At 57.9% G+C, this 19,423-nt stretch carries 20 protein-coding genes and 3 tRNA genes; 9 read left to right on the top strand and 14 right to left on the bottom strand.

All coding sequences use genetic code 11. The annotated features are described in order from the left end of the window. Positions 1 to 34 precede the first annotated feature (34 nt). The 6 genes from AC07VV_RS05500 to AC07VV_RS05475 all read right to left on the bottom strand — a co-directional run bounded on the left by AC07VV_RS05500 (position 35) and on the right by AC07VV_RS05475 (position 6,958). Complete coding sequence (locus AC07VV_RS05500; RefSeq protein WP_495035577.1) at positions 35 to 1,609, bottom strand: ABC transporter ATP-binding protein; 1,575 nt, start codon at positions 1,607 to 1,609, stop codon at positions 35 to 37. Positions 1,610 to 1,622: 13 nt separating this feature from the next. Further along, positions 1,623 to 2,645, bottom strand: a complete 1,023-nt coding sequence (locus AC07VV_RS05495; RefSeq protein ID WP_102622254.1) for an ABC transporter permease — start codon at positions 2,643 to 2,645, stop codon at positions 1,623 to 1,625. Beyond that, positions 2,645 to 3,706, bottom strand: coding sequence for a microcin C ABC transporter permease YejB (locus AC07VV_RS05490; protein WP_249485914.1), 1,062 nt, complete (start codon positions 3,704 to 3,706; stop codon positions 2,645 to 2,647). Before AC07VV_RS05490 ends, AC07VV_RS05495 begins: the two co-directional genes overlap by 1 nt. Continuing rightward, positions 3,706 to 5,574 carry an extracellular solute-binding protein gene (locus AC07VV_RS05485; protein ID WP_495035576.1) on the bottom strand — a complete coding sequence of 623 codons (1,869 nt, stop codon included), beginning with the start codon at positions 5,572 to 5,574 and terminating at the stop codon, positions 3,706 to 3,708. The genes AC07VV_RS05490 and AC07VV_RS05485 overlap by 1 nt, the downstream gene beginning before the upstream one ends. A 135-nt stretch (positions 5,575 to 5,709) precedes the next feature. Next, the gene (locus tag AC07VV_RS05480) at positions 5,710 to 5,991 is read right to left on the bottom strand and encodes a peptidylprolyl isomerase (RefSeq protein ID WP_041478733.1); all 282 of its coding nucleotides are present in this window, start codon (positions 5,989 to 5,991) and stop codon (positions 5,710 to 5,712) included. A 97-nt stretch (positions 5,992 to 6,088) separates the two neighbouring features. After that, positions 6,089 to 6,958 carry an esterase/lipase family protein gene (locus AC07VV_RS05475; protein WP_495035575.1) on the bottom strand — a complete coding sequence of 290 codons (870 nt, stop codon included), beginning with the start codon at positions 6,956 to 6,958 and terminating at the stop codon, positions 6,089 to 6,091. 337 nt (positions 6,959 to 7,295) lie between these two features. Between AC07VV_RS05475 and AC07VV_RS05470 the strand changes: the two genes are divergently transcribed. Beyond that, positions 7,296 to 8,405 (top strand): hypothetical protein, encoded by a 1,110-nt coding sequence (locus AC07VV_RS05470; protein WP_495035574.1) that lies wholly within the window; start codon positions 7,296 to 7,298, stop codon positions 8,403 to 8,405. Positions 8,406 to 8,452: 47 nt separating this feature from the next. Here AC07VV_RS05470 and AC07VV_RS05465 read toward each other — a convergent pair whose 3' ends face one another. Then, a complete protein-coding gene (locus tag AC07VV_RS05465; RefSeq protein ID WP_495035573.1) occupies positions 8,453 to 9,529 on the bottom strand; it encodes a 3-deoxy-7-phosphoheptulonate synthase in 1,077 nt (358 codons plus the stop codon). A gap of 334 nt (positions 9,530 to 9,863) precedes the next feature. Next, positions 9,864 to 9,992, bottom strand: a complete 129-nt coding sequence (locus AC07VV_RS05460) for a hypothetical protein (protein WP_495035572.1) — start codon at positions 9,990 to 9,992, stop codon at positions 9,864 to 9,866. A gap of 184 nt (positions 9,993 to 10,176) precedes the next feature. Here AC07VV_RS05460 and AC07VV_RS05455 point away from each other — a divergent pair, with 184 nt between their 5' ends. The 8 genes from AC07VV_RS05455 (at position 10,177) to AC07VV_RS05420 (ending at position 14,816) form a co-directional block, all read left to right on the top strand. Further along, a complete protein-coding gene (locus AC07VV_RS05455) occupies positions 10,177 to 10,641 on the top strand; it encodes a GNAT family N-acetyltransferase (protein WP_495035571.1) in 465 nt (154 codons plus the stop codon). Positions 10,642 to 10,768: 127 nt separating this feature from the next. Beyond that, positions 10,769 to 11,410: a response regulator transcription factor GacA gene (gene gacA / locus AC07VV_RS05450; protein WP_032829778.1), complete on the top strand. Its 642-nt coding sequence runs from the start codon at positions 10,769 to 10,771 to the stop codon at positions 11,408 to 11,410. Between the two features lie 2 nt (positions 11,411 to 11,412). Next, positions 11,413 to 13,236, top strand: a complete 1,824-nt coding sequence (uvrC, locus tag AC07VV_RS05445; protein WP_192558124.1) for an excinuclease ABC subunit UvrC — start codon at positions 11,413 to 11,415, stop codon at positions 13,234 to 13,236. A gap of 32 nt (positions 13,237 to 13,268) precedes the next feature. Then, positions 13,269 to 13,829: a CDP-diacylglycerol--glycerol-3-phosphate 3-phosphatidyltransferase gene (gene pgsA, locus AC07VV_RS05440; protein ID WP_085730785.1), complete on the top strand. Its 561-nt coding sequence runs from the start codon at positions 13,269 to 13,271 to the stop codon at positions 13,827 to 13,829. Positions 13,830 to 13,889: 60 nt separating this feature from the next. After that, positions 13,890 to 13,965 (top strand) — tRNA-Gly (locus AC07VV_RS05435). Between the two features lie 47 nt (positions 13,966 to 14,012). Continuing rightward, positions 14,013 to 14,086 (top strand) — tRNA-Cys (locus AC07VV_RS05430). A 195-nt stretch (positions 14,087 to 14,281) separates the two neighbouring features. After that, positions 14,282 to 14,368, top strand: a tRNA-Leu gene (locus AC07VV_RS05425). A 208-nt stretch (positions 14,369 to 14,576) separates the two neighbouring features. Next, positions 14,577 to 14,816 (top strand): YceK/YidQ family lipoprotein, encoded by a 240-nt coding sequence (locus tag AC07VV_RS05420; RefSeq protein ID WP_096821563.1) that lies wholly within the window; start codon positions 14,577 to 14,579, stop codon positions 14,814 to 14,816. 194 nt (positions 14,817 to 15,010) lie between these two features. Here the strand turns inward: AC07VV_RS05420 and AC07VV_RS05415 are convergent, their stop codons facing one another. The 6 genes from AC07VV_RS05415 to AC07VV_RS05390 form a co-directional block, all read right to left on the bottom strand. Then, a complete protein-coding gene (locus AC07VV_RS05415; protein ID WP_495035934.1) occupies positions 15,011 to 15,850 on the bottom strand; it encodes an SDR family oxidoreductase in 840 nt (279 codons plus the stop codon). A gap of 120 nt (positions 15,851 to 15,970) precedes the next feature. Beyond that, positions 15,971 to 16,642, bottom strand: a complete 672-nt coding sequence (locus AC07VV_RS05410; RefSeq protein WP_495035570.1) for a TetR/AcrR family transcriptional regulator — start codon at positions 16,640 to 16,642, stop codon at positions 15,971 to 15,973. 114 nt (positions 16,643 to 16,756) lie between these two features. Then, positions 16,757 to 17,041 (bottom strand): hypothetical protein, encoded by a 285-nt coding sequence (locus tag AC07VV_RS05405; RefSeq protein WP_495035569.1) that lies wholly within the window; start codon positions 17,039 to 17,041, stop codon positions 16,757 to 16,759. Positions 17,042 to 17,126: 85 nt separating this feature from the next. Then, positions 17,127 to 17,357, bottom strand: coding sequence for a hypothetical protein (locus AC07VV_RS05400; RefSeq protein WP_085730787.1), 231 nt, complete (start codon positions 17,355 to 17,357; stop codon positions 17,127 to 17,129). Between the two features lie 120 nt (positions 17,358 to 17,477). Beyond that, positions 17,478 to 17,708 carry a hypothetical protein gene (locus tag AC07VV_RS05395; RefSeq protein WP_096821557.1) on the bottom strand — a complete coding sequence of 77 codons (231 nt, stop codon included), beginning with the start codon at positions 17,706 to 17,708 and terminating at the stop codon, positions 17,478 to 17,480. A gap of 71 nt (positions 17,709 to 17,779) precedes the next feature. Beyond that, positions 17,780 to 19,417, bottom strand: a complete 1,638-nt coding sequence (locus AC07VV_RS05390) for an ATP-binding cassette domain-containing protein (RefSeq protein WP_495035568.1) — start codon at positions 19,415 to 19,417, stop codon at positions 17,780 to 17,782. Positions 19,418 to 19,423 lie beyond the last annotated feature (6 nt).

Raw genomic sequence — 19,423 nt, 5'->3', positions numbered from 1 at the left:
GTCCATTGGCGGAAGTCAGGTGGCGCGATTATGCCTACCCCGGATGCGCCGCTGCCAACAGCTCTTTGGTATAGGGGTGCTGCGGCGAGTCGAACACGTCGTGACTGGCGCCGCGTTCGACCACTTTGCCGTCCTTGATCACGATCATGTCGTGGGCCAGTGCCCTGACCACCGCCAGGTCGTGGCTGATGAACAGGTATGTCAGGCCATGTTTTTCCTGAAGCTGGCGGAGCAGGGCGACCACTTGTTTCTGCACGGTGCGATCCAGCGCCGAAGTCGGCTCGTCGAGCAGGATCAGCGCCGGTTTGAGCACCAGTGCCCGGGCAATGGCGATGCGCTGACGCTGGCCACCGGAAAATTCGTGGGGGTAGCGATGACGGCTTTCGGGGTCGAGGCCGACTTCCTTGAGCACGCGGATCACCTGGGCGTCGCACTCGTCGGCGGTGGACTGGCAATGCACCTCCAGCCCTTCGCTGATGATCTGCGCCACCGACATGCGCGGGCTGAGGCTGCCGAACGGGTCCTGAAACACCACCTGCATCTGCCGGCGCCATGGGCGCATTTGCTTCTGAGTGAGGCTGTCGAGAGATTGTCCCTGAAAGCGAATGCTGCCTTCGGACTCGAGCAGACGCAGGATTGCCTGACCCAGCGTTGACTTGCCCGAGCCGGACTCGCCGACAATGCCCAGCGTCTTGCCGCGCTGGATATTCAGGCTGATACCGTCCACCGCCCGCAGGTATTGCTTGCGCTGGAACAGCCCGCCACCGACCGTGAAATCAACCCGCAGGTCATCGACTTCCAGCACGTTTTCCCGTTCGTCCCGGGGAAGCGCTTCTCCCTCGGGTTCGGCGTTGAGCAACACACAGCTGTAAGGGTGTTTCGGCTCTGTGAACAGGGTTTCGCACGGTGCCTGCTCGACGATTTCCCCGGCCTTCATCACACATACCCGTTGGGCGATGCTGCGCACCAGATTGAGGTCGTGGCTGATCAGCAGCAGCGACATGCCGAGGCGTTGCTGCAGGGATTTGAGCAGCACCAGGATCTTGCGCTGCACGGTGACGTCGAGGGCCGTGGTTGGCTCGTCGGCGATCAACAGTTCCGGTTCGCAGGCCAGTGCCATGGCGATCATGACCCGCTGCCGCTGGCCGCCGGACAATTGATGGGGGTAAGCCTTCAGCCGTTCTTGCGGTTTCTGGATACCCACCAGTTCGAGCAGTTCGAGAATGCGTTTCTGCGCCTCTTTGCCGCCCAGGCCTCGGTGGAGCAGCAGGGTTTCGCCAATCTGCTTTTCGATGGTGTGCAGCGGGTTGAGCGAGGTCATCGGCTCCTGGAAGATCATCGCGATGCGGTTGCCCCGCAAGTCGCGCAAGGTCTTGGGATCAGCTCCCACCAGTTCCTGGCCGCGATAACGAATGCTGCCGGTGGTTTGGGCTTCACTGTCCGGGAGCAGTTGCAGGACCGAGTGAGCTGTCACCGATTTGCCCGAGCCCGACTCGCCGACCAGCGCCAGGCACTCGCCGGGGCGGATGTCCAGGCACAGATTGCGCACCACGGCCTGGCCATGGAAGGCGACGCTGAGGTCACGGATTTCGATCAGGTTGTCAGTCATATCAAGTATCCGTTCATGAGCGCGGGTCAAAGGCATCGCGCAACGCTTCGCCGATGAATACCAGCAAGGACAGAATCAGCGCGAGGGTGAAAAACGCCGTCAATCCCAGCCACGGTGCTTGCAGGTTCTGTTTGCCTTGGCCGATCAGCTCGCCCAGCGATGCGCTGCCGGCGGGCATGCCGAAGCCCAGGAAATCCAGCGCCGTCAGGGTGGAAATCGCCCCGGTCAGAATGAACGGCAGGTAGCTCAAAGTGGCATTCATCGCATTGGGCAGGATGTGCCGGAAGATCACCTTGCGGTCGGTCAGGCCCAGCGCCCGCGCAGCCTTGACGTATTCCAGGTTGCGCCCGCGCAGGAACTCCGCCCGCACCACATCCACCAGCGCCAGCCATGAAAACAGCGCCATGATCCCCAGCAGCCACCAGAAATTCGGCTCGACAAACCCCGAAAGAATGATCAGCAGGTACAGTACCGGCAGCCCCGACCAGACTTCGAGCAGACGCTGACCGAGCAAGTCGATCCAGCCACCGTAGTAGCCTTGCAGGGCGCCGGCCGCGATGCCGATCAAAGCACTGACGAAAGTCAGCATCAGCGCGAACAGGATCGACACCCGAGCGCCGAAAATCACCCGTGCCAGCACGTCCCGCGCCTGATCGTCGGTGCCCAGCCAGTTGACCGAAGTCGGTGGGCTGGGCGCCGGTTTGTTGAGGTCGTAGTTAGGTGTGTCGTCACTGAACGGGATCGGCGGAAACAGCAACCAGCCACCGTCCTTGCGAATCAGGTTCTGGACGTAGTCGCTGCGGTAATCGGCCTGGAAGGGCAGTTGGCCGCCGAACTCCTGTTCGGTGTGGCGCTTGAACACCGGGAAATACCACTGACCTTGATAGCTGACGACCAAGGGCTTGTCGTTGGCAATCAGTTCGCCGCCGAGGCTGATCACGAACAGACCAATGAACAACCACAGCGACCACCAGCCCCGGCGGTTTTTCTTGAAGCGTTCGAAACGGCGACGGCCCAGAGGCGAGAGCTTGAACATCAGGCATTCCTCGCAGCGAAGTCGATGCGCGGATCGACCAGCGTGTAGCACAGGTCACCGATCAGTTTTATCAGGAGGCCGAACAGGGTGAAGATGAACAGCGAACCGAACACCACCGGATAGTCGCGAGAGACGGCCGCTTCGTAACTCATGCGCCCGAGGCCGTCGAGGGAGAAGATCACCTCGATCAGCAATGAGCCGGCGAAGAACACGCTGATGAACGCCTGGGGAATGCCCGACACCACCAGCAACATCGCGTTGCGGAACACGTGGCCATACAGCACCCGGCGTTCGCTCAGGCCTTTGGCGCGAGCGGTGACCACGTACTGACGGGTGATTTCATTGAGGAACGAGTTCTTGGTGAGGATGGTCAGGGTCGCAAAGCCACCGATCACCAATGCAGTGACCGGCAGAACAAGGTGCCAGAAATAGTCGGCAATCTTGCCCAGCGTCGACAGCGATTCGAAGTTGTCCGAGACAAGCCCGCGCACCGGAAACCAGTTCAGCGATGTACCGCCGGCAAACACCACGATCAGGAACATGGCGAACAGAAACGCCGGCATCGCGTAACCGATGATGATCGCCGTACTGCTCCAGATATCAAAATGACTGCCGTGGTGCACGGCTTTGCGAATGCCCAGCGGGATCGACACCAGATAGGTGATCAGCGTCGCCCACAGCCCGAGGGAAATGGTCACCGGCATTTTCTGCAGAATCAGGTCGGTGACCGTGGCGCCGCGGAAGAAGCTCTTGCCGAAATCCAGCTGCGCGTAGTTCTTGAGCATCAGCCACAGACGCTCATGGGCCGGTTTGTCGAAGCCGTACTGTTTTTCGATGTCCTTGATCAGTTGCGGGTCGAGGCCGCGGCTGGCGCGGGAGGTGCTGCTCATGGTTTCGCTTGCACCACCGCCGACATTGGCGCCACCGATGCCTTGCAAATGAGCGATGGCCTGTTCCACCGGACCGCCAGGGGCGGCCTGGATGATCACGAAGTTGACCAGCAGAATGATCACCAGCGTCGGAATGATCAGCAGCAGGCGCCGCAGTATGTAAGCCCACATCAGTGCGGCCCTCCGGGTCTGCCACGGCTGATTTTCTCGGCCGTCATCTGCTGGTTGGTCAGCGGCGTGCTGCTGATTTCCCACCAGCTCTCGATCGCTTCGTCATTGCTCGCCTGCACGGTAGGGATGCCGAAGCGGTTCCACCACACGGTCGACGTGCCCGGCGGGTAATAGTTGGGAATCCAGTAGTAATTCCATTGCAACACCCGATCCAGCGCGTGGGCGTAATGCAACATGTCTGGCTGGGTCGAGGCGCGGATCAGGCCATTGATCAAGCCGTCGACCGCGGGGTTTTTCAGCACCATATAGTTGTTGGCGCCGGGATCGTTGGCCGAAGCGGACCCGAAGTAGTTGAGCAGTTCCCCACCGGGCGACGTGGTGACCGGGTAACCGGTGACGATCATGTCGTAGTCGCGGCTCATCAGTCGGTTGACGTATTGCGAGGAGTCGATGCGGCGGATATCGAGATTGATGCCGATCTGTTTCAAGGTGCGCTTGTAGGGCAGCAGCAGGCGGTCCATGCCGTTCTGGCTGACCAGGAAGGTGAAGCTCAGCGGCTCGCCCTGCGCGTTGACCAATTGGTCGCCGTCGGGTTTCCAGCCAGCCTGTTCAAGCAGTTCGAGTGCCTGAAGCTGCTTGTCACGGATCAGTCCGCTGCCGTCGGTTTTCGGCGCCTCGAAGACCTTCGTGAATACCTCGTCGGGGATTTGTCCGCGCAGTGGTTCAAGGATCTTCAGTTCGGCAGCGTCCGGCAGTTCACGGGCGGCGAGGGCGCTGTTGGAAAAGTAACTCTGCTGGCGGATGTACATGTTGCGCATCATCTGCCGGTTGCTCCATTCGAAGTCCCAGAGCATGGCCAGGGCCTGACGTACGCGGCGGTCCTGGAACATCGGTTTTTGCAGGTTGAACACGAAGCCCTGGGCTGATTGCGGCGCCTCGGTTGCCAGGTGAGCCTTCTGCAGGCGCCCGTCGCTCAGGGCCGGGCTGTCGTAGCCGATCGAGTAGCCGGTAGCGGAGAATTCGCGGTTGTAGTCGTAGGCGCCGCCGCGCAACACCTGGCGGGCGACATCGGTGTCGCCGAAGTACTCGATGCTGAAGTGATCGAAGTTGTAGAGCCCGCGGCTGACCGGCAAGTCCTTGCCCCACCAGTTGCCATTGCGCTCGAAGGTGATGCTGCGCCCGGAGTCGACTTTTCCGACTCGGTACGGGCCGCTGCCCAGCGGAGGTTCATAGCCGCCACCGCCAGCGAAATCCCGGGTCTTCCACCAGTGCTCGGGAAACACCGGCAGGGTCGCGATATCCAGTGGCAGGGTGCGGTTTTCATTGCTTTTGAAATCGAAGCGCACGGTGAGCGGCGCTTCGACTTCGACGCCTTTGACGTCGGCGAACTGGGTGCGATAGCGCAGGCTGCCCTGGGTCATCAGTAAATCGTAGGTGTAGCGCACGTCTTCGGCGGTGATCGGTTTACCGTCGGCGAAGCGTGCCTTGGGGTTGATGAAGAAGCGCAGGGACAGACCGTCCTCGGAACGCTCCATCTTTTGCGCCACCAGTCCGTAGACGGTGTAGGGCTCGTCCATCGAGCGCTGGGCCAGCGGGGAATACAGCAGGCCATCGATCTGGGTGACGCCGATGCCTTTGTCGATGTAGGGCAGGACATGGTCGAAGTGACCGATCTCGATCGCCGAGCGGCGCATCGTTCCGCCCTTGGGCGCTTGCGGATTGGTGTAGTCGAAGTGACTGAAATTGGCCGGATACTTTGCCGGTTCGCCGTAAACGGTCAAAGCATGCTGCGGTGCAGCGCTCACACCGGCGGCGCTCATCAGCAGAGCCACGGCAGTGAACATCAAAGTGGAGAAAGCCAGTCGCATTGTCAGCCTTAGAGCCGGGTAATCGATAAGCGCAATTTGTACGCGAGCGCAGCGCTGTTCGCCAGTCGCGTGGTGTAACCAAAACACAACGGCCCGCCATCTGGCGGGCCGTTACACAGCAGGACGGGTGAGGGATCAGTCCTGACGGCTGGTGACTTCCAGCAGGTGATAACCGAACTGGGTCTTGACCGGGCCCTGGACGACATTGATCGGGGCGCTGAAAACCACGGTATCGAATTCCTTGACCATCTGGCCCGGACCGAACGAGCCCAGATCACCGCCCTGACGGCTGGACGGGCAGGTGGAGTTGGCTTTGGCGACTTCAGCGAAATCGGCGCCGGCTTCGATCTGGGCCTTGAGTTCGTTGCACTTGTCTTCGCTGGAAACCAGGATGTGGCGGGCGGTGGCTTTAGCCATGGGGAAAATCTCCAATCAAATCAGTAAAGGGTGGAGCCTACCGGATTCAGTGGCCGATTTCTCGGCAAAGTTCCGTTCGGCTGTCTGATGCCGGCACTCAGAGATTAGCTGCCTGCAGGCGCAAGGCGTGCTCGACGTACAACTGGATCGAATCGGCTGAGCCGGCAGGCTCACCGGAGGCCCGACGCAAGCTGCGCAAATGATCAAATGGGTAGTCGGAACGGATCACGGTGCCCAGATGAGAGCTGTAGCGGCCGACGAAACCGTCGTTCTGACCGGGCTCGGTGATGAAGTACTGCGACAGCGCCCGGCAAATGCCATGAACGGGATCGAATGTTTGCAGTTTCATTTCCGGCACAACGCCGCTCCAGGAATAGTAGCGGACGCCATTGACCCGTTCGGCTCCCTGCGCGCCCCAGCTCTCCGGCAGGGCTTGCGGATATTTGTCATTGAAATCACCGACCCCTACGGTCGTCAGTGCATTCAACGCGGCCAATGCATTTTTCGGCAGGGTCGTGGTTCCACCGAGCAGGCATAGAAAGTCGGAAAACAGCGTGGCCACATTCTGCGCGACGCTCTCCGGTAACCTTCCGGGAATCAGTGCCTTGCGCAAGAAGTCTGCGAGCTCCGAGCCGTGGTTCGGTCCACTGACCGAAGTCACGGAAGCAACCCTTTGTGGGGCAACCGCTGCGGCATAGCGAGCCGCCAATGCGCCCTGGCTATGACCGATCAGGTTGACTTTGCTCGCGCCTGTGCCTCTGAGCACAGAGTCAATCTGCCCGAGCAGTTGTTTGCCTCGCACTTCATTGTCATGAATGGCTGACAGATGCGGCACGAACACCTGTACGCCGACGGCCTTCAGCGCCTGTTTGACGTCGTGGAACAGCTCAAAAGGACCAATGCGCTCGAACCCGAACAGGCCGTGCACCAACAGGATGGGATAAAGAGTTGTGGTATTTCGTTGCATTTTTCATCCTTGATCGCAGAAGTTCATCGATATTTGCACGGTGCCACTCTAAAACAGTCGTTGAGCTCACGATGTATGAAGAGTCCCGGTTCAGCGCCGGAAACTGGATCAGCACCTGAACGAAACTTCCCTGATGTTTGAAGTCCGGATCGGAATGTTTGGACATCTCCTGCGTTGCCCCATGTGTTTTCCCTGCCGTTGCCTACTTCATGTGATGCACTTGCCCGCGTTCTGCACTGCGTACGGACGACATTAAATTTTTGATGAAGCGGCTTGAATAGAGGTTCTTCGACGCAGCGAGCCAGCTGCAGGGTATTTCCAGGGAATGGAGCTACGAATGAATACGCAGAACGCGCAGGAAGCAACGCAAGGCAACGCTTTGGTCGCAACAATGATCGAGTCATCCGGGCAGTCTTGCAGTCATGAGCCGGTTGACTCACTGCCCGCTGTCACCCTCGACGCTGTGGAGGATGCGGTTCTTGATCCCTCGCGGAACAAGGTCGTCGTGCGGATTGCGCCTTATCCCGATATGGCTTGCGGCGACAGGGTGGTATTGAGCTGGCACGGTCTTGATATCGAGGGCATGCCGTACCGAAACGAAGGCGTTCGATTCGTCAGCGAAGCCCAGTTGGGAAAGGAAATTGTATTTGTCGTCAGAAGCCCTCACATCGCGGCATTGGACGGCGGTTCACTGGAGGTCTTCTGGACATTGACCAGCGTTTCAAGACCGATGCCGGTGACCTCCGATCGAGAACGACTGGATGTCGGAGATGTTCGTTACAGTCTGCTGCCGGCCATCATTGATGATGCTGTCGGAGGGAGTCTTGAGCCTGCGCGTGTCATCGATGGAACCACGGTCACCCTGCAGCCTTACGCCGGAATGACAGCGGGAGACCGGGTGGCGTTGATCTGGCAAGGTCCCGTAGAGCACGCGTCCTTTCGGGACTGTCTGATCGTCGAATCCTTTGCTGTTGGAGAGCCGCTGGTATTCGGTGTCGACCCACAATTCATCGCCCCGCACCTGGGTGGAGAGGTGGTGGTTCAGTACTGCATAGAACAGAAAAGTGGTGCGATTCGTGAGTCAGGGGTTACGCGAGTCAACATTGCTCCGCTGGTGCGGGGCGAACTGGCCATGCCACAAGTGTTGGAGGCGGAAGGCCGGGTGCTCGACGTAAAGGACACCATTGACGGTGTCAGTGTGGTGATCAGCAATGCGCAGCTGGAGGTTGGAGAGCTGGTTTATCTCAAGTGCGATGGAGAGTTCTTCTTTCATCGTGATGATCGGGAAATCAGCAGCGGAATGGAAGTTGAGCCAATCGTCTTTATCGTTCCCCATCGATTCTGGCGTGAACACATCAATACGGTCGTGCGTGTGTCTTATTCCGTCGAGCGACTGGACGATGTCAGCCAGGTTTCCGAGGGTGTCTTGTTGCACGTACAGGAATGATCAAACAGCCTTCCGCGTGTATCCGCTGCGGAAGGCTGCTTTTGCAATCAAGGCAGAGGTTGTGTCCGAAGGCGGTCGGCTGCATTGAGCAGCAGGTGTTCCGTGGCACTGAAGCCCAGGCAGCCATCGGTCACGGAAACGCCGTAACGCAACGATTCGCTCAGGGGCTGACATCCTTCGAACAGGTGCGACTCGATCATCATGCCGACCAGTGAGCGGTCGCCTTGCAGGCGTTGTTCCAGCACATCGTTGAATACTTCAGGCTGACGCAGAGGGTCCTTGCCGCTGTTGGCGTGACTGCAATCGACCATGATCCGGCTCGGGATTTTCAGGCGGCTCAGTTCGGTATGGATTCGGGACACGCTGGCGCGGTCGTAGTTCGGCCCTTGATGGCCGCCGCGCAGGACCAGGTGTGTGTCCGGGTTGCCCGAAGTCGGAATGATTGCCGGATGGCCCTGACTGTCTACGCCGAAATGACGATGTGGATGAGCCGCTGAGCGCATTGCGTCGACGGCAATGGATACGCCGCCATCGGTGCCGTTCTTGAAGCCGACCGGCATGCTCAGTCCGCTGGCCATCTCGCGATGAATCTGTGATTCGGTTGTTCGCGCACCAATGGCAACCCAGCTGAGCAGGTCGTCGAAGTAGCCAGCAGCCATGGGCTGCAGAAGTTCGGTGGCAACAGGCAGGCCGAGGCGGATCATTTCCAGCATCAGTTCGCGTGACAATGTCAGGCCGGCGGCCATGTCATCGCTGCCGTCCAGATGGGGATCGTACGCGAGACCCTTCCAGCCGACGGTGGTGCGGGGTTTTTCGACATAGGCACGCATCACGAGCAGCATTTCCTGACTGACGTCGTTGGCCAGTCGGGCAAGTTTTTCGGCGTATTCGAGCGCTGATTCGGGGTCGTGAATGGAGCAAGGGCCGACAACGACCAGCAAACGGTGGTCTTCGCCGTTGAGAATGGCGCGGATGGCCTGGCGGTGATTGGCAACTTGCTGGTTCAAGGCATTGCTCAGGGGCAATTGCTGCTTGAGTTGCAGCGAACTGGGCAGACGCAGGGTCAATGCTTCGTTGGCCGGGTTCAGGGTGGACAGTGGCAGAGCAGAAACGGACGAGTTCATATTCGGTCTTCCTGGGCTGGTCGCGGGTTTTTCCCGCCGACTCGGCCCTATTGGGGTGTTCGACAGTTGGCCGTATTGGCTACATGTGTTGGCTTGCCACCTGTGGGTGACCGATCGGAGGCGGCAGGCTGTCCCGAGCGGAGGCTGCTAAATCGCCAGGCGGTAAAACTGTCGTAGCGGTAATAAGTGGCGTAGTTCATGTCGTGATTCCTCAAATGTCTGGTGTGTCGCTGAAAGTTCAGGGCCTGAAAAAACAAAACCCCCGGTCGGGAGGCCGACCGGGGGTTGAGAATTCTCTGGTAGGCGACCCGTCTATATGGGCGCCGTGTGGGTATCAGGCGCGCCAGTGGCTAAACCAATACCCAAAATAAAAGCTGGCTGGAGCGCAAATGTCGTTCACGCGCGCAGCCGCAACCGAGCGCTGGGCGCTGGTGGCAAGAAGCTGTGCAAGGGCGTTGAACATGATGTGTCTCCGATGAATGCGCCGAGCTTACTAGAGCCCGATGCGCGTCAGCAATCAGAAAATGCTATCGAAGGTATAAGACGTGCTCTATCGGTTGAGCCTTCGGCAAGCTATGACACACTCTGCCGTTTTCAGCGGTTCAAGGTTGAGTCGCGTCGAGGTTGGCATCAGGGGAGGGCAAGGCATGAAGGTGGTGGATGTGCAAACAAGGTTTCATTTGCGATCGGCGACACCCGATGACCTGTCGTTTACGCGAGAAATTACCTGCCAGAACATGCTCCGCTATTACATCAGCTACGATCTGCTGTGGCTGGACGAAGCTTTCGATATCGCCTGGGCCGGGCGCGAAAACTGGATGATCGAATGCGATGGCAGGCCTGTAGGCTATTTCAGCCTCAGTCGTGATGCTCGTGCGTTGTACATTCGCGAGTTACAGGTCTGCGGGGGATTTCAGGGACAAGGCGCAGGTTCCTGGGCGATCGATCAGATTGTTGCAATTGCGCACCTTGAGCGCCGCCCGGCATTGCGTCTGACAGTGTTCAAGAACAATCCGGCGCAAAACCTGTATCGCAGAAAGGGAATGGTTGTGCAGGGCGAGGACGAGTGTTTCCTGAGGATGCATCTCGAATTCAGTACACGTGTGCTCTGAAACGCACGGCCGGCAAGCCCTGAATGATGAATTGAAACTTTTTATATGCTGCTTGCCGCTAGGTCTGTCTGGCACTTTTTGCTAAGGTGTCCGGCATCCCAATAAGACCATATCGCGAGGTGTCTGCTTGATTAGGGTGCTAGTGGTCGATGACCATGATCTCGTTCGTACGGGCATTACACGGATGCTGGCCGATATTGATGGCCTGCAAGTGGTTGGCCAGGCCGAGTCCGGGGAAGAATCCCTTATCAAGGCCCGTGAGCTGAAGCCAGACGTGGTGCTGATGGACGTCAAGATGCCTGGCATCGGCGGCCTGGAAGCCACGCGCAAACTGTTGCGCAGCCATCCGGACATCAAGGTGGTTGCAGTCACCGTGTGTGAAGAAGATCCGTTTCCTACCCGATTGCTGCAGGCGGGAGCCGCGGGTTACCTGACCAAGGGTGCTGGATTGCCGGAAATGGTACAGGCTATACGCCTGGTCTTTGCCGGTCAGCGCTACATCAGTCCGCAGATTGCCCAGCAACTGGCAATCAAGTCCTTCCAGCCAACCAATGATTCTCCGTTCGATGCCTTGTCGGAGCGGGAAATCCAGATTGCCTTGATGATTGTCGGGTGCCAGAAGGTGCAGATCATTTCCGACAAATTGTGCCTGTCGCCAAAAACCGTAAACACCTACCGTTACCGCATTTTCGAGAAGCTTTCGATCAGCAGTGATGTCGAGCTGACGCTTCTGGCAGTTCGTCACGGCATGGTTGATGCCAGCCTCTGACCATGACTGAAACATTCGATTCCGGCGCCTTCCTGTCGACTGTCAGCGGGCGCCCCGGCGTTTACCGCATGTTCGACAGCGATGCGCGTCTGTTGTACGTCGGCAAGGCCAAGAATCTGAAGAAACGCCTGGCCAGTTACTTTCGAAAAACCGGGCTGGCACCCAAGACCGCCGCGCTGGTTGGACGAATCGCCCAGGTCGAAACGACCATTACCGCCAACGAAACCGAAGCCCTGCTGCTTGAGCAAACACTGATCAAGGAGTGGCGGCCGCCGTACAACATCCTGTTGCGCGACGATAAGTCTTATCCGTATGTGTTTCTGTCTGACGGACAATTCCCTCGCCTGAGCATTCATCGCGGTGCCAAGAAGGCCAAGGGCAAGTACTTCGGGCCTTATCCGAGTGCAGGGGCAATTCGCGAAAGCCTCAGCCTTCTGCAGAAGACATTCTTTGTGCGTCAGTGCGAAGACAGCTACTACAAGAACCGGACGCGTCCGTGCCTGCAGTACCAGATCAAACGCTGCAAGGCTCCCTGTGTCGGGCTGGTCGAGCCTGAGGTTTACGCCGAAGACGTGCGGCACTCGGTGATGTTCCTCGAGGGGCGCAGCCATGCGTTGACCAACGAACTGTCCACTGCGATGGAAGAGGCTGCCATCAACCTCGAGTTCGAGCGCGCCGCTGAACTGCGCGACCAGATTGCATTGCTGCGTCGGGTTCAGGATCAGCAGAGCATGGAAGGCGGAACTGGCGATATCGATGTGATCGCAGCCTTCGTCAACCCCGGTGGCGCCTGCGTGCATTTGATCAGCGTGCGGGGAGGGCGGGTTCTGGGCAGCAAGAACTTTTTCCCGCAGGTCGGGATCGAAGAAGACGTTGCGGAAGTCATGGCTGCGTTTCTTGGCCAGTATTTCATCAGCAGCCCCGAGCGCGATTTGCCAAGTGAACTGATCGTCAACGTCGTTCATGAAGACTTTCCCACATTGATCGAAGCGATCCAGGAGCTGCGCGGGCGCGAACTGTCCATCAGTCATCGGGTTCGCGGTACGAGGGCGCGCTGGCAACAACTGGCCGTGACCAATGCCGAACAGGCGCTGGGTGCGAGGCTCGCGAACCGTCAGCACGTTGCGGCCCGTTTCGAGGCATTGGCCGAGGTGCTGAAGCTGGACGAGCCACCGCAGCGCCTGGAGTGCTACGACATCAGCCATTCCAGCGGCGAAGCAACCGTCGCGTCCTGTGTGGTATTCGGGCCAGAAGGGCCGATCAAATCGGATTACCGCCGATACAACATCGAAGGCGTGACGGCGGGTGATGATTATGCCGCCATGCATCAGGCGTTGACCCGGCGCTTCAGCAAGCTGAAGGACGGTGAGGGCAAGTTGCCGGACATTCTGTTGGTGGACGGCGGCAAAGGGCAGTTGTCGATGGCGCGTGATGTGCTCAACGAACTGGCCGTGCCGGACCTGATTCTGCTGGGCGTTGCAAAAGGCGCGACGCGCAAGGCAGGGTTCGAGACTTTGTATCTGAATGATGCCGCGCATGAATTCACATTGCGTGGCGACTCCCCGGCGTTGCACCTGATTCAGCAGATTCGTGACGAAGCTCACCGGTTTGCAATCACCGGACACCGTGCGCGCCGTGGCAAAACCCGTCGTACGTCAACGCTGGAAGGCGTGGCGGGTGTGGGGCCGACTCGGCGCAGGGACTTGTTGAAACATTTTGGTGGATTGCAGGAGCTGTCTCGTGCAAGCATCGAAGAGATCGCCAAAGCGCCGGGGATCAGCAAAAAGCTAGCAGAGTCGATTTATGCAAACCTGCATAGTGAGTAGAATGCCCATTCACCTCGTAGCCAGTTGTGCCGATGAATATCCCTAATCTGATTACCGTTCTCCGTGTCCTGCTCATCCCGATCTTCATATTGCTGTTCTATCTGCCTTACCAGTGGAGTTATCTGGCCTCAAGTTCGGTCTTTGCCTTCGCGGCAGCAACGGACTGGCTGGATGGTTATCTGGCGCGCCGCCTGGAGCAAAGCACTCCGTTTGGAGCGTTTCTGGATCCTGTCGCTGACAAACTGATGGTTGCTGTTGCACTGGTGTTGCTGGTGCAGGAGCACGGCAACCTGTGGCTCACGTTGCCGGCGGCCGTCATCATCGGTCGCGAGATCGTCGTTTCGGCGTTGCGTGAGTGGATGGCCGAACTCGGCGCGCGGGCTCATGTGGCTGTGTCGAACCTGGGCAAATGGAAAACCGCTGCGCAAATGCTTGCACTGGTGATCCTTCTGGCCAACCCCAAGGTTTTCAGCTTCTGGGTTTTCATCGGTTACACGTTGCTGATGGTTTCTGCAGGCCTGACCTTGTGGTCGATGGTTCAATACCTTCGGGCTGCCTGGCCGCATCTGAAGACCGATGTTGAAAAGAAATAAAACTTTTTTGAATCAAGGGGTTGACGGCGCTTCTGATTTCTATAGAATGCGCCACACCAAGCGGGAATAGCTCAGTTGGTAGAGCACGACCTTGCCAAGGTCGGGGTCGCGAGTTCGAGTCTCGTTTCCCGCTCCAAGTTTTACAGCGTTTGTTGTTGCGCTACTGACAGCAAATGTTTTTGAGGCCGAGTAGCAAAATGGTTATGCAGTGGATTGCAAATCCACCTACGCCGGTTCGATTCCGACCTCGGCCTCCACTATAAATAAGCTCCGTAGATCCATGATTTACGGAGCTTTTTTTTATTGCATTGTGCTGAAAGATTTAGTCTTTAAAACGGCCTTTGCCAACTTGCTTCACGGGGGAGTGATGTATATATTTCCCCCTCTGCTGTACGGGCAGCAATCTGTCAGGATTGTGAACCGGCATCAGGGCAACGCAGTACCGCGCTACCGCCCGAATGGCGAAACTGGTAGACGCATGGGACTTAAAATCCCCCGCTCGTAAGGGCGTGCCGGTTCGATTCCGGCTTCGGGCACCATCTTGAATCAAGGGTTTGCGGGCGAAAGCTGATGCAAACCCTTGTTTGTTTCTGGGTCGCAATTTTGATCTCAACCCTGATTGATCTTGTTGTCATGACCTTTTCCCTGCCATTCGGATCGTGCTGTTCAACCTCGTCGCTATCGCGGTCAACTGAGAGGTGGGGCAGGAGCATTCAGTCTCCATCGATGATGTAATAAGGACGTTACGTGTTTCGCAAAGCAGTTTTACTGGTGTTGATCGCCAGTCTGAGCGGTTGTGCAGCAACCGCCATGCGGATGGATTACGACGAGCATCGATGCCCCTATATCGGAGTGCGGTTTGATTGGTGGGCGGTGGGTGCATCCAAAGGAAAGTTGATTCCGTTTTTACTCATAGACGCACCGTTTTCATTAGTGGTCGATACGGTATTTTTCCCCTTCGAGTATCAGTACAGCTGTAACCTTTGATTTGCTGGAATGCCTCCGTATCGGGATGAGGTTTCGACCTGGATTTCAATCACTGGACAGTATGGAATACGAACCGATTGAGCTCTCCAGAGGGGCATTGGTTCAGGCTCGGCTTTCGATACATCGAATATAAAGGCTTGCATGACGTTTTTCATGCAAGCCTTTTTTGTGCCACAAAAACATCCGCCCTTCATTCACGGTCGCGCATTCCAGACCCCAGTCGAAGCCGTACGTATGGCATAAGCACTGAAGTCTGCCGCCGACCGTCCCAACGCTTGCCTCACACCATCGGCAACAGCGGTATTGCGCCCGTCCAGTACAGTGGTGAAGAGATAAAGCACCAGGTCGACCCACGGCGCTGGTAGTTGCGCATTTTCAAGTTCCTTGCGGTAACTCTCCGCCGGCACTTGTATGAACTGAATTTCGCGCCCTGTTGCCGAGCCGATCTCCCGAATCGCCTCAGCGAAGGTCAATGCTTTTGGCCCGGTCAGTTCATAGAGTTTTCCAACATGACCCGGTTTGGTGAGTGCCTGCACGGCGACATCAGCAATATCTTCCGCATCCACAAACGGCTCAGCGACATTACCAACTGGAAGCACGAGCTGACCTTCGATGATCGGATCGAGGAAATGTGCCTCGCTGAAGTTCTGGAAAAACCAACTGGCTCGCAGAATTGTCCAGTCGATGCCGCTGTTCTGCACAATCCGTTCAGCTTCTTGCGCTTCAATTTCACCGCGCCCTGACAACAACACCAGGTGTCTGATTTGGTGCTCAGCCGCGAGCGATACGAATGCTTGCAGTGTTTCCAGGGCTCCGGGCATGGCGAGATCAGGCTGATAGGATATATAGACTGCACGCACATCCGTCAGGGCAGTGCTCCAAGTTGAAGGATTGTCCCAATCGAAGGGGATGGGTGCATTGCGCGAGCCCGGTCGAACCGGATGTCCTTCTTCGGTCAGTCGTTGGCTGATGCGGCATCCGGTTTTTCCGGTGGCGCCGAGTATCAGAAAGGGTTGGGCTTCTGAGCTTGTCATGATCATCTCTCCGTCTGAACGTGAGTGCTCCTCACAAAAAAGACGATAGATGCTCATGTTATTGCGTCAAGAAAAGCTCGCCCTTAGCCGACGACAGGTCATTTTCTGAAGGTCACGAACTTAAATCGAGGTATTGAGAGACTCGGCGAGGGCAGGGTGCAGTATTTCTCGAAGTGACATGCGCTTGAAGGCTTCGACCAATCGACGTCCTTCTTCCGGGGTACAGGAAATGGCCAGGCGCATTGTCGATTCACCCAGTTGCCAGACCAGAAAAGCCGCATCGCTCACTTGCTGTTTATCCGCGTCAGGAAAAGCACGCAGCATTGCGCTGGTCAGCATTTGCGCCGCAACGCGACTTTCCTGCAGTTCCAGGTCCAGCAGTTGTTTGTCGGTCTGCATGCCAGACCAGATATCGCGCATGACCGGTTCCGCAGTGATCACCTGGTAATACAGATCCAGCAGATCCGAATAGGCGGTTTTCAGCGTTTGCGCGTCGTGGGCCGCTTCCAAGGCAACTTGAATGCAGCGGCGGCTTTCGGCGTTATAACGCTGCGCGAGGCTGAGGATGATCGAACTCTTGTCAGGAAAATACTGGTAGAGAGAGCCAATGGATATCTCGCAGAGTGCAGCGATTTCGCTCATCTTCAGTTGATCGCTGCCCTTGCTGGCAATCAGCCGGGTGGCCACACCAAGAATTCGTTCCTGCCGTTCACGGCTACGTTTTTGCAACGGATTGCGGCGAGGTAAGGGGGAAGCCCCGACACTTTCTTCAGGATCAATGGATGCTTGCACTCTGAGTTACCGAAACTGGAACGGACAGGACTTACCATAGCATCGGCGGATCTACACAGTCATAAACACATCAGCAGAAATGGGCCGAACAGACGGCCCATTGTCGTCGGCCGCTTAAACGAATGCTTGCCCGGTAAAACCTCTTGGCAGGCGCTGGAGACCAGTCATCGCTGTCAGACGCTCGATCCACTCCGAGCGCCAACCGGATGCATGGTGCGTTGCTTTTGCATGGCGAGCGAGCCGACGCGCAGCATTACGTTGGTCTTTGCGTGCGTTTTTATAAGCTTCTGTGTTGCGGCAGCTGCGGCATTTGACGCGATTGAGCTCGGGGCTGGAACTGAGGTTGTTGCCCTTGTGACCACAGGCCAGATGCCCATCGACTTTGAAGTGAATGACCATGAGACGCCTCCTTGGTGACGTGTAAAGGGTTTGACCTCTCACCACCAAGGACGTTCTTTTTTGCAGCATTGCGCCAATCAGCGGATCACCTGAAGCGTGGCAGAGGCCGATCAACAGGTTTGAGCGACGACAGGGTGCTGCGAATCAGCGGAGCATCCTTTTCGATGTCGTTCAAACGATCGCGAATGCGCAGGGCGGTCGGGTGCCCGCCTTGATGATCGACCCAGTCGGCGATCTCTTTGCAGGCCGCGGCGAGGCGGGCCTCCCGGGCATCGAGCAAGGTGAGGAGAGTGGTGATGGACTCTCTTTCGGACATGGAACACCTCCGTTCAGGAAACCGCTCTGAGGCAGCAAAAAGCCCGCGAAGCGCGAGCTCTCTGCCGTTGGGGCGCTGCTCCTTCAGCTGGTTTGAGTATAGACCCGTAAATGACAGCTATCAGCCAGAAGACTCACTGACAGTCACCCGTGAACTGGCGGCGTTGAGTCGCAGACATTCTCGCCGAGCGTCCTCTTCCAGATCGTAGCCATCCCCGATGAAGCCGCCGGTACGCGTGTCACTGATGCGGTACCAGCCGGTGGCTTCGGCAGGTTCATGGAGACTTTCTCCGGCGCGGCGACCGTGAATGATGATCTTGTTGCAACGCTTCACGACGAATATGTCTTCCATGGCGTCACCGCAGTTGATTCGTGTCAGATCAACTATAGAAGCCCTGACAAATCGTGCAAAAAATAGGCAGGTCAGTTCGTCGGCTGAAGTACCCAGCCAGAGCGGTGCCAGTTCAGATGGTGAGTCGGATTCAATGCCTTGAGAAAATTCCGGTCGTGTGAAACCGCAACGATCGCTCCCGGAAATGTCTGCAAGGCCTGTTCGAAAGCTTCCACCGAGGGCAGATCCAGATGATTGGTCGGTTCGTCCAGCAACAACAGTTGCGCGGGGTCCGGTCGCCACAATGCGAGCGCCAGTGCGGCTTTCAGACGTTCGCCACCGCTCAATGAAGCGCAACATCCCGTGGCGCGGCTCGCATCCAACTGCAAGTGGGCGAGATAGCTGCGCAGGGTGCCCTCGGTCAGTGCAGCCCCCTGCATCATCAGCTGTTCGGTGATGGAACGGTGATCGTCCAGTAGGGCCAATTGCTGATCAAGAAACGCGAAGGGCACGTGAGTCGCGGCGACTCCGTCGACAGGCGCCAGTTGCCCGGCGAGTACCTTCAGCAGGGTTGTTTTTCCGCACCCGTTGGGACCGCTGACAGCGATCCGCATCGGGCCGTGGATCGTGAGATTCAGCCGGCTCGTCGGTGCATCGTTCGGTAACCATGGCAGCCGAGCGTCAATCAGCGTGCAGATCTGACGGTTGTTCGGCACCGCGCTCCCCGGCAAGTTGATAAGCACGTTGTCCTCGGGTTGCACCTTGGCGTAAGCCTCCCGCACCTGGGCATCGAGTTCGGACTTGCGGGCCTGATGTCCCTGACGGACATGCCCCATGATTTCCCGGGCGGCACCCTTTATCGCCACATATTCGAAACTGGCAATGTTGGCGGTTTCGGCGTTGCGTCGCGAGTTGGCGGCGTGGCGCTGTATCGTGTCATGTTCACGCCGTAATCGAAGGCGCTCGCGCTGACGTTCGCTTCTGGCTTGCTCAAGGCGCGCTTGCGCCGCTGCTTGATGAATTCGCTGATGCTCGCGGAATGCCGAGTAATTACCGCCGAATTCGATAGCCCCAGACGCGCTCAACTCGACGATCCGCTGCATGCGGTCGAGCAATTGCCGATCATGGCTGACGACGATCAACCCGGTGTGCCAGCGCTCCAGTGAATTCATCAGCCATCGCCGTCCCGATGAATCCAGATGGTTAGTCGGCTCATCAAGAACCAGCAACGGGGCTTGACTCAAAAACGCGCCGATCAGTGCGACTCGTGCTTGCTGACCGCCACTGAGTTGTTCGGTCAAGTCAGTGAATGCGACCTCGGCCAGCCCGGCGTCATCGAGCAAGCGCCGCAAGCGCTCCGCCAAATCCCATTGTTCGCCAATGAGGTCGAAATCCTCGACTGAGCCGCAGCCCCGGTTCATTCGCTCCAGAGCCTGAAGAATGGAGGCGCTGCCGGTGGTCTTGGCGACCGTCTCGCCGGGCGCCGCAACACAGGTCTGCGCCACGTAGGTTGTTGTCACGGCGCGCGTCACGCTGCCGGTGGTGGGTTGCCATTGTCCGGCGATCAGGCGCGCCAGTACGCTTTTGCCAACACCGTTGCGTCCAACGATGGCGGTCGGCGTGTGATCAAACTTCAAATTGAGTGCATCGAAAATCATCTCGCCGTTGGCGAACTGGAAACCCAGCTGATTCAGGGAGACGAGGGCAGGCGTACGCGAGACGTGAGTCATCGGCAC

This window comes from Pseudomonas sp. GW821-FHT02C04 (assembly GCF_059421845.1).
Note: the sequence above shows the minus strand (reverse complement) of the source record. Positions and strands in the feature narration are given on the sequence as shown.